11 protein-coding genes are annotated in these 8643 nt (G+C 64.2%); 8 read left to right on the top strand and 3 right to left on the bottom strand.

Annotated features, from left to right (window positions below):
* The 7 genes from ACRCSW_RS25645 to ACRCSW_RS25615 form a co-directional block, all read left to right on the top strand.
* Positions 1-1396: sensor histidine kinase (locus ACRCSW_RS25645; protein ID WP_438708487.1), on the top strand; the 1396-nt coding region annotated here is incomplete at its 5' end.
* Positions 1393-1821: an HPr kinase/phosphorylase gene (locus ACRCSW_RS25640; RefSeq protein ID WP_438708486.1), complete on the top strand. Its 429-nt coding sequence runs from the start codon at positions 1393-1395 to the stop codon at positions 1819-1821. The genes ACRCSW_RS25645 and ACRCSW_RS25640, both read left to right, overlap by 4 nt.
* A gap of 19 nt (positions 1822-1840) precedes the next feature.
* Positions 1841-2755: an RNase adapter RapZ gene (gene rapZ / locus ACRCSW_RS25635; protein ID WP_438708485.1), complete on the top strand. Its 915-nt coding sequence runs from the start codon at positions 1841-1843 to the stop codon at positions 2753-2755.
* Positions 2752-3147 (top strand): PTS sugar transporter subunit IIA, encoded by a 396-nt coding sequence (locus ACRCSW_RS25630; protein ID WP_438708484.1) that lies wholly within the window; start codon positions 2752-2754, stop codon positions 3145-3147. Before rapZ ends, ACRCSW_RS25630 begins: the two co-directional genes overlap by 4 nt.
* Before the next feature lie 8 nt (positions 3148-3155).
* Positions 3156-3425: an HPr family phosphocarrier protein gene (locus ACRCSW_RS25625; protein WP_438708483.1), complete on the top strand. Its 270-nt coding sequence runs from the start codon at positions 3156-3158 to the stop codon at positions 3423-3425.
* 49 nt (positions 3426-3474) lie between these two features.
* Positions 3475-4359 (top strand): lysophospholipid acyltransferase family protein, encoded by an 885-nt coding sequence (locus ACRCSW_RS25620; protein ID WP_438708482.1) that lies wholly within the window; start codon positions 3475-3477, stop codon positions 4357-4359.
* A 422-nt stretch (positions 4360-4781) separates the two neighbouring features.
* Entirely contained in the window at positions 4782-4994 is a 213-nt protein-coding gene (locus ACRCSW_RS25615) for a hypothetical protein (protein WP_438708481.1), read from the top strand.
* Here the strand turns inward: ACRCSW_RS25615 and ACRCSW_RS25610 are convergent.
* On the bottom strand, positions 4961-5836 hold the full coding sequence (locus ACRCSW_RS25610; protein WP_438708480.1) for a 3-hydroxybutyryl-CoA dehydrogenase: 876 nt from the start codon (positions 5834-5836) through the stop codon (positions 4961-4963). The genes ACRCSW_RS25615 and ACRCSW_RS25610 overlap by 34 nt on opposite strands.
* A 161-nt stretch (positions 5837-5997) precedes the next feature.
* Here ACRCSW_RS25610 and ACRCSW_RS25605 point away from each other — a divergent pair, with 161 nt between their 5' ends.
* A complete protein-coding gene (locus ACRCSW_RS25605; protein WP_438708479.1) occupies positions 5998-6828 on the top strand; it encodes a DUF6473 family protein in 831 nt (276 codons plus the stop codon).
* A 120-nt stretch (positions 6829-6948) separates the two neighbouring features.
* Here ACRCSW_RS25605 and ACRCSW_RS25600 read toward each other — a convergent pair whose 3' ends face one another.
* Together ACRCSW_RS25600 and ACRCSW_RS25595 are read right to left on the bottom strand one after the other, a co-directional pair.
* Positions 6949-7875, bottom strand: a complete 927-nt coding sequence (locus tag ACRCSW_RS25600) for an electron transfer flavoprotein subunit alpha/FixB family protein (protein WP_438708478.1) — start codon at positions 7873-7875, stop codon at positions 6949-6951.
* Positions 7875-8636, bottom strand: coding sequence for an electron transfer flavoprotein subunit beta/FixA family protein (locus ACRCSW_RS25595; protein ID WP_438708488.1), 762 nt, complete (start codon positions 8634-8636; stop codon positions 7875-7877). Before ACRCSW_RS25595 ends, ACRCSW_RS25600 begins: the two co-directional genes overlap by 1 nt.
* Between the last annotated feature and the right edge of the window lie 7 nt (positions 8637-8643).

The following is an 8643-nucleotide window of genomic DNA, read 5'->3' as shown; positions in this document are numbered from 1 at the left end:
CTATGAAGCCAACCTTCGGCCTGGCATTTCAGGCTTCGATTTCCGCTCGCCGCTGGAGGACATCGAGCTTGACCCCGTGCTCGAGGTCTTCGTCTTCGATCCGACCGGGCAGCTTCTGGCCTCGCGCGTCGGGCAGGGGACCGGGACGCTGGTCACGAACCCCGGCCAGCCGACGATCATCACCGACTTTCTTGAAGGCGTCTGGAACGCCGTGACCGTGCTTCTGCGTCAGGGGCAGGCCGACCGGACCGAAACGATCGATCCCGCCGACAACGCGCGCGCGGCTTTTGAAGGCGCCCGGGGCGGCGATGTCGTCACCCGGGTCACCCGCAACGGGGAAGGCAGTAGCCATTTCACCATTGCCACCCCGATCACCGTCGCCGGGGATCTGGTCGGCGTTGTCGCCGTAACCTCGAACTCGGAAGAGATCGACCGTCTGGTCCGCTATGAGCGCGAGCAGATCCTGCAGATGTTCGTGCTTGCCATGGTCCTGTCGATCAGCCTTAGCCTGATGCTTGCCTCGACCATCTCGAACCCCCTTTCCGACCTTGCCGCCGCCGCCGAGATCGGTCGCGACCGCGACTCCCGCAGGGTCGCGCCGTCGCGGGTCCGTATCCCCGACCTTGCGGCCCGTCCTGATGAAATCGGGCGGCTTTCGGTCGCCATGCGGGGCATGGTCTCGGCGCTTTACGACAGGATCGACGCCAACGAACAGTTCGCCGCCGACGTGGCGCATGAGATCAAGAACCCGCTCGCCTCGCTGCGCTCTGCCGTGGGCTCGCTGCGCTTCGTCAAGAAAGACGAGCAGCGCGACAAGCTTCTGGACGTCATCGAACACGACGTCCGCCGCCTGGACCGCCTGGTCAGCGATATCTCGAACGCGTCGCGGCTGGACAGCGAGCTGGTCAAGGAAGAGGAAGAGGAATTCAACCTTCTCAAGACGCTTTCGAACCTCTGCCAGTATCTTTCCCAGCAGGCGGGCGAGAAGGGGGTCGACTTCATCATCGACCTTCCGGGCGAGCCGATCAGCATCCACGGGCTTGAGGCGCGCCTGGCGCAGGTCTTCGTGAACCTGGTGACCAATGCCATATCGTTCTGCAACGATGGCGATGCCGTCCGGGTCTGGGCACGGCGGCGCGAGAACCGGGTGCTGATCGTGGTCGAAGACACCGGCCCCGGCATCCCGGAACAGGCGCTGACCAAGGTCTTCAAGCGCTTCTACTCCGAACGCCCGCAGGCCGAGTTCGGCAAGCACTCGGGTCTTGGCCTCGCAATCTCGAAGCAGATCGTCGAGGCGCATGGCGGGGTGATCTGGGCGGAAAACATCCGGCCCACCGCAGCCGACCCCACCTCCGAACCGCTGGGCGCGCGGTTCGTCGTCGGCCTGCCGGTGTGACGACCGACAGCCAGATTCTCCACGCCTCTTGTGTTGCGGTCGATGGCCGGGGCCTCCTGATCCTCGGGCCATCCGGCGCGGGCAAGTCGTCGCTGGCGATCCGGCTTCTGGCGCTTGGCGCCACCCTTGTGTCCGACGACCAAACTCTGGTCGCGGTCCAGGATGGCCACCTGACCGCGACCTGCCCCAAACCCGCGATCCGCGGCCTGATCGAGGCGCGCGGCCTTGGCCTTCTGCGCGCGCCCGTGCTTGACAGCGCCAGGCTGGTCCTTGTCGCCGACCTTTCGCAGCCGGAAACGGAACGTCTTCCGCCCGCACGCACGGTCACAATACTGGGATGCACCCTTGCCCTTGTGCTGCAAGTGCAGAATGACCATTTTCCCGACGCGCTGATGCTCTATCTTCGCCACGGACGGCAGGCATGATCCCTGCCCAGGCCCCAAAATGACCATCGATACCGCCCTTGACCACCATCTCGTCTTCGTTACCGGCCCTTCAGGCGCCGGGCGGACGACGGCGATCCGCGTGCTTGAGGACCTTGGCTACGAAGGCATCGACAATATCCCGCTCAGCCTTGTGCCCCGTCTGGTCGAAGGCGCACCCCTTGGCCGGCCCATCGTGCTGGGCCTTGACGTGCGCAACCGCGACTTCAACGCCACCGCGCTGATCGAGCTGATCGACAGCCTGACCCGCGACCCCCGCGTCGGTCTTGAGGTCCTGTATCTCGACTGCGCGCCGTCCGTCCTGATCCAGCGCTATTCCGAAACCCGCCGTCGCCATCCGCTGGCCCCGAACGAGACGCCCGCCCAGGGGATCGAGCGCGAGATCGACCTGCTGGCCCCGATCCGGGTGCGCGCTGATCATCTGGTCGATACGACCGACCTAACGCCCCATGACCTCAAGGCCGAGATCACGCGGATATTCGATGCGGGCCCCGCGGGGCGGCTGTCGGTCTCGGTCCAGTCGTTCAGCTACAAACGCGGCATCCCGCGCGGGATCGACATGATCTTCGACTGCCGGTTCCTCACCAACCCGCACTGGCAGGCAGCGCTTCGCCCGCTTGACGGACGCGACCCGGTGGTCGAACGCTTCGTTCGCGCCGACCCGCGCTTCGCCGAATTCTTCCAGCGGGTGAGCGAGCTTCTCCTCTTTCTCCTCCCGGCCCATCTTGAAGAGGGCAAGGCCCATCTTGCCATCGGTTTCGGCTGCACCGGCGGGCAACACAGGTCGGTTGCCATGGCGGAAATGGTCGGGAACGCCCTTGCGGATGCCGGCTGGCCGGTGTCAAAACGGCACCGGGAACTCGAACGCAGGGCAGCCGACACGCAGCCCCACGCATTGAAGGTGGCAGGCGCTTGATCGGTATCGTGATCGTTGCACATGGCGGTCTGGCGCGGGAGTATCTCTCGGCTGTCGAGCATGTCGTCGGGCGGCAGGATGGGGTCCGTGCGATTTCGATCGAGGATGATCACGACCGTTCCGCCAAGCAGGACGAGATCTGCGCCGCCGCCGACGCGGTCGACACCGGGCAGGGGGTAGTCCTCGTCACCGACATGTTCGGCGGCTCGCCCGCGAACCTGTCGCTTCCGGCTTGCGCGACATCTGGCCGACGCATCCTCTACGGCGCAAACTTGCCGATGCTGATCAAGCTTGCCAAATCCCGTGAGATGGGCGTACCCGAAGCGGTGGCCGCGGCGCTTGACGCGGGCCGGAAATACATAAACAGCCTCGACCTCGGCGGCGGGGCCTGAGGGACAAAATGACCAGCCGCAGTTTGCGAATTGTTAATGAAAAGGGCCTGCATGCGCGTGCTTCGGCCAAGTTCGTAGAGGTCGTCGAAACCCACGATGCCCGCGCCACCGTCGCCAAGGACGGGATGGAGGTCTCGGGCGATTCGATCATGGGTCTTTTGATGCTCGGCGCCTCGCGCGGGACCTCGATTGACGTTACGTGCACAGGCGATGAGGCGGAGAAACTCGCCGATGCGCTGGAGGCCCTTGTTGCGGCGCGCTTCGGAGAGGATTATTGAGCAGGGATGCCCTGACGCAATCCGGGCACCTGCCGGGGACTGCCGCTTCGTGACAGAACAGAGCCAGATCGCCACCAAGGCGCACGGACCTGCCACCCGAGGGCCGGTGCGCAAATATGACATGCGCCGTCTAAGCTATGCGGGCACGTTCAAGAACCCCTTCAAGGCCGGCACGATCCGCGTCATCGAATGGCTGACAGCAAAGGTCCAGCTTCTCAGCCTGATCCGCAGCTTCGAGAAATCCGGCGCCCCCTTCGGCGCGCCCTTCTGGCCCAAGGCGATCCGCCACATGGGCATCCGGATCGACACCCCGCCCGAGGAGATCGCCCGCATCCCCGCCACCGGCCCGCTGGTCGTGGTGGCCAACCACCCCTCGGGCCTCGTTGACGGCATGGTGATGGCCGAGATGATCAACCGCGTCCGGTCCGACTTCAAGATTCTCACCCGCTCGCTCCTGACCGGCATCCCCGAGGTCGAGGAATTCATGATCCCCGTGCCCTTCCCGCACGAGGAGAACGCCCGCGAGCTTGGCCTCGTCATGCGGGATGAAACGATGAAACACCTCAAGGCCGGGGGGGTCATCATCCTTTTCCCCGCAGGCAAGGTCGCGATGAGCGAAGGCTGGTGGGGCCCGGCGATTGAAGGGGAGTGGAACGTCTTCACCCACAAGATCGTCAAATCCACCGGGGCCACGATCCTGCCGATCTTCTTCCCCGGCCAGAACTCGCGCACGTTCCTGATCGCCAACAAGGTCAGTGACACGCTGCGCCAGGGCCTCCTCCTCCGCGAAATCAAGCGCGCCCTCTTCAAACCGCAACGCCCGGTGATCGGCGAGCCCATCCCGGCGGAAGAGCTTGCGAAATGGGACGGCAACCCGAGGGGGTTCCTGGCCTGGCTCAGGGAGCATACGCTGGCGTTGAAGGGCCAATCGTAGGGTGGGTGCCAACCCACCATCTGCTTTGCCGGTTCCGCGTCGGACGGTGGGTTTCACCCACCCTACACGCTCACATTGTAGGGTGCGTGCTTGCACGCACCACAACTATCGCGTCGGCGCAAAATTCCAAGGCCAACATTACGGGATCAGTCTACCTCCCACAAGTCGCCCAGTTTCTCACCGCCAAGTTCTGAGCTTGCGTGCCAACTGACCCAGATCGGACGGTCGCATAAGCCAAGTTCCTCAAGTCTGGCGGTTAACATCTTTGACATCTTTTGGGGGTCGCCAGACAGTTTGTGATCTCGCACGAAACAGTCGATCCGCCAATGAGGGTTAACTCCCTCGGTGTACTTCGGGCGCCAGACAAAAAACCTTGCTACAGGTGTTGAGACACTGCCAACCCCAACCTTGTTCCGAAGAACATGGTAAATCTCACCGATCCGGGTTTCTGCCGTTTCTTCGGCTTCCGCACGAAACGTCCCGTCGAGATCAAACCTGTGCATGCCGACCACCTCACGGTACTAAAGGGCAAAGTGGAGAAAGTGGCCTATCTCGTCAATGATCGCACGGGGCTCATCGCGGCCACCGAAGGTCATTATCTTTACCGCGTCGGCACCGGCACTTCACCCCGGTAATCATAAAACCCCCGCTGGGTCTTGCGGCCCAGCCACCCGGCCTCGACGTACTTCGTCAGCAGCGGACAGGGCCGGTACTTCGTATCCGCCAGCCCCTCATGCAGCACGTTCATGATCGCGAGGCACGTATCCAGCCCGATGAAATCCGCCAGCTCCAGCGGCCCCATCGGGTGGTTGGCCCCCAGCTTCAGCGACTCGTCGATCGATTTCACCGACCCCACGCCCTCGTACAGCGTATAGACCGCCTCGTTGATCATAGGCATCAGGATGCGGTTGACGATGAAGGCCGGGAAATCCTCGGCGCTGGCCGCCGTCTTGCCCAGCTTGCGGACGACCTCGTGCAGGCTGTCCCAGGTCTCCTGATCCGTGGCGATCCCCCGGATCAGTTCCACCAGCTGCATCACCGGCACCGGATTCATGAAGTGGAACCCCATGAACTTTTCCGGCCGATCGGTGCGCGACGCCAGCCGGGTGATCGAGATCGACGAGGTGTTCGAGGTCAGGATCGTCGAAGGCTTCAGATGCGGCAGCAGGTCCTCGAAGATCGCCTGTTTCACCGTCTCGCGTTCGGTCGCCGCCTCGATGATCAGGTCGCATTGGCCCAGATCGGCCAGCTTCATCGTGGTCTTGATCCGCTCCAGCGCCGCGCGCTTGTCGGCGGGCATGACCTTCCCGCGGGCGACCTGGCGTTCGATGTTCTTCTCGACCGTCGCCAGCGCCTTTGACAGGCTCTCCTCCGAGATGTCGTTCAGCAGGACGTCATAGCCCGCCAAGGCGAAGACATGGGCGATGCCGTTGCCCATCTGCCCGGCGCCCACGACGCCCACCAGCTTGATCTCCATCGCCTGACCTCCATCTGACGCCTTCGCTTATGCCCGGCTCACCCGGCCCGTGCAAGGCGGCGCCAAATGCCTCGCATCTTATGGAACCGCCCGACTTTAGCCATTCGGCAACCACTCTCTGCCAGCCTTTGCCTTGGGTAGACTGCAATTCGGGTGGTGTGATGCTGATGCTTGGCGCAGGCGCGGGGGCGCTTGACTATTTTCCATGCCGGTACGGGGGCTCGCGTGCCGTCTTCCGGGGGCCGGAGCGGGACCTGTCGGGTCCCTACATCGCCATGCTGGGTGGCTCTCCCACGTTCGGGAAATACGTGGCCACGCCCTATCCCGCGCTTGTTGAGCAGGCGCTGGGACATCCGGTCGCCAATCTGGGCGGGCTGAATGCGGGGCCGGATTTCTACCTCTCCGATCAAGCCGCGCTCGCCATCGCGGCCCGGGCCAGAGTGGCGGTCGTGCAGATCACCGGGGCCGAGGCGATGTCGAACCCGTTCTACACCGTTCACAGCCGCCGGAACGACCGGTTCTTGGCTGCAACCCCGGCGCTTCGGGCGCTGTACCCCGAGGTCGACTTCACCGACATCCACTTCACCCGGCATCTTCTGATGGTTCTCGCCCGCGCCGGGCAGGACAGGTTCGGCACCGTCGTTGCCGGGCTGAAGGCCAACTGGACCTGTCGGATGCAAAGGCTGCTCGCCCGGCTTCCGGGCCAGCGGCTGCTCCTGTGGCTCGCCGATGCTCCGCCTCCCGACATGGCCACCGAACTCGCAGCATCCGGGCCGCTCTTCATCGACGCCGACATGATCGCGGCACTTCGCCCCCTGGTCAGCGATCTGGTCGAGGCTGTACCCAGCGCAGCAGCCCGGGCCGAGGGCCTTGACCGCATGCAAGTGCCCGAGACCGAGCATCACGCCGCGCGCTGCCTGCCTGGCCCCTCTGCGCATGATGAGGTGGCGGAGGCGCTGGCCCCGGTGGTTGCGCGGCTTATGACCCCGTAGGCCGGGCTTCAGCCCGACTCCGTTCCAAGATGGTCAACAAATCCTGAACGGTACTAAAGAACAATCAAAATTAAATAGATAACCGGATGTCCCACCGTGGGACATCCGGCAAGTTGGCTCTCAAAGCTTCTCGATCAGCTCCGGCACGGCGGTGAAAAGGTCCGCCACCAGCCCGTAGTCGGCCACCTGGAAGATCGGCGCCTCTTCGTCCTTGTTGATCGCGACGATGACCTTGGAATCCTTCATCCCCGCCAGATGCTGGATCGCACCAGAGATGCCGACGGCCACATAAAGATCCGGCGCCACGACCTTGCCGGTCTGCCCGACCTGCCAGTCGTTCGGCGCGTACCCTGAGTCGACCGCCGCCCGCGAAGCACCCACCGCCGCGTTCAGCTTGTCCGCCAGCTTCTCGATCAGCGCAAAGTCAGCCTGCGAGCCAACCCCACGCCCGCCCGACACGACGATCCCCGCCGACGTCAGCTCCGGACGGTCCGAGGACGCCACCTTGTCCTCAACCCAAGCCGACAGGCTGCCATCGACCGAAGCCTGCACCTTCTCGACCGGCGCCGACCCACCCTTGCCCGCCGCATCAAAGGTCGCGGTGCGGATGGTCATCACCTTCTTCGCGTCCGACGACTTCACCGTCTGGATCGCGTTCCCGGCATAGATCGGACGCTCGAAGGTCGAGGCATCAACGACGCTCAGCACTTCCGAGATCACCATCACGTCCAGCAGTGCCGCCACGCGCGGCAGCACCGATTTCGACAAGGCACCCGAGGCCGCAACGATATGCTCATAGTCCCCCGCCAGCGCCACGACCAGAGCCGCCGTCGGCTCGGTCATCCCGTGGCAATAGGCGTGATCGTCCGCGAACAGCACCTTGGCCACGCCCTGCAGCGTCGCCGCCTCAGCCGCCGCCGCATCGCCGCCCGTTCCGGCGACCAGCACCGTCACCGGACCCAGCGACTTCACCGCCGTCAGCGCCTTCGCGACCTGATCGGTCGCCAGGTGCCCGTCATTCACATCGGCAAGAAGAAGAACGGCCATCAGAGCACCCCCGCTTCGTCTTTGAGTTTCGCGATCAGCTCGGCCACCGAGGCCACCTTGACGCCAGCCTTGCGGCCCGCCGGTTCTACCGTCTTCACGATGGTCAGCCGGGGCGTGACGTCCACGCCGTAATCGGCCGGTGTCTTCGTGGCCAAAGGCTTCGCCTTCGCCTTCATTATGTTCGGCAGCGATGCATAGCGCGGCTCGTTCAGGCGCAGGTCGACCGTGATGATCGTCGGCATCTTCACCGAGATCGTCTGCAGGCCCCCGTCGACTTCCCGCGTGACCTTGGCCGTATCGCCCTCGATCGCCACTTCCGAGGCAAAGGTCGCTTGCGACCAGCCGAGGAGGGCGGCCAGCATCTGCCCGGTCGCATTCATGTCATTGTCGATCGCCTGCTTGCCGCAGAGGACCAGGCCCGGAGCCTCTTCCTTCACCACGGCTGCCAGCAGCTTCGCCACGGCCAGGGGTTCGATGTCGACATGCACGTTGTCGGTGGCCTCGATCAGGATTGCCCGGTCCGCGCCCATCGCCAGCGCGTTCCGCAACGTCTCCTGCGCCTGCTTTACGCCGATGGAGACGACGACGACCTCGGTCGCCACACCCTTCTCCTTCAGCCGGATCGCCTCTTCCACCGCAATCTCGTCGAAGGGGTTCATCGACATCTTGACGTTCGCGAGGTCAACCCCCGACCCATCCGCCTTGACGCGCACTTTCACGTTGTAGTCGATCACCCGCTTGACCGGGACCAGCACCTTCATGGCCGCA

The sequence above is a fragment of the Tabrizicola sp. genome (assembly GCF_051645465.1).
Taxonomy (GTDB): Bacteria; Pseudomonadota; Alphaproteobacteria; order Rhodobacterales; family Rhodobacteraceae; genus Tabrizicola.
The sequence above is the reverse complement of the archived record's forward strand: the minus strand, read 5'-3'. Positions and strand labels throughout refer to the sequence as shown.

Excerpts from the sequence above, each read along its gene's own strand:
- ACRCSW_RS25600 (WP_438708478.1), bottom strand. The coding sequence starts at position 7,875 with ATGGCCGTTCTTCTTCTTGCCGATGTGAATGACGGGCACCTGGCGACC.
- ACRCSW_RS25625 (WP_438708483.1), top strand. The coding sequence starts at position 3,156 with ATGACCAGCCGCAGTTTGCGAATTGTTAATGAAAAGGGCCTGCATGCG.
- rapZ (WP_438708485.1), top strand. The coding sequence starts at position 1,841 with ATGACCATCGATACCGCCCTTGACCACCATCTCGTCTTCGTTACCGGC.
- ACRCSW_RS25595 (WP_438708488.1), bottom strand. The coding sequence starts at position 8,636 with ATGAAGGTGCTGGTCCCGGTCAAGCGGGTGATCGACTACAACGTGAAA.
- ACRCSW_RS25605 (WP_438708479.1), top strand. The coding sequence starts at position 5,998 with ATGCTGATGCTTGGCGCAGGCGCGGGGGCGCTTGACTATTTTCCATGC.
- ACRCSW_RS25615 (WP_438708481.1), top strand. The coding sequence starts at position 4,782 with ATGGTAAATCTCACCGATCCGGGTTTCTGCCGTTTCTTCGGCTTCCGC.
- ACRCSW_RS25610 (WP_438708480.1), bottom strand. The coding sequence starts at position 5,836 with ATGGAGATCAAGCTGGTGGGCGTCGTGGGCGCCGGGCAGATGGGCAAC.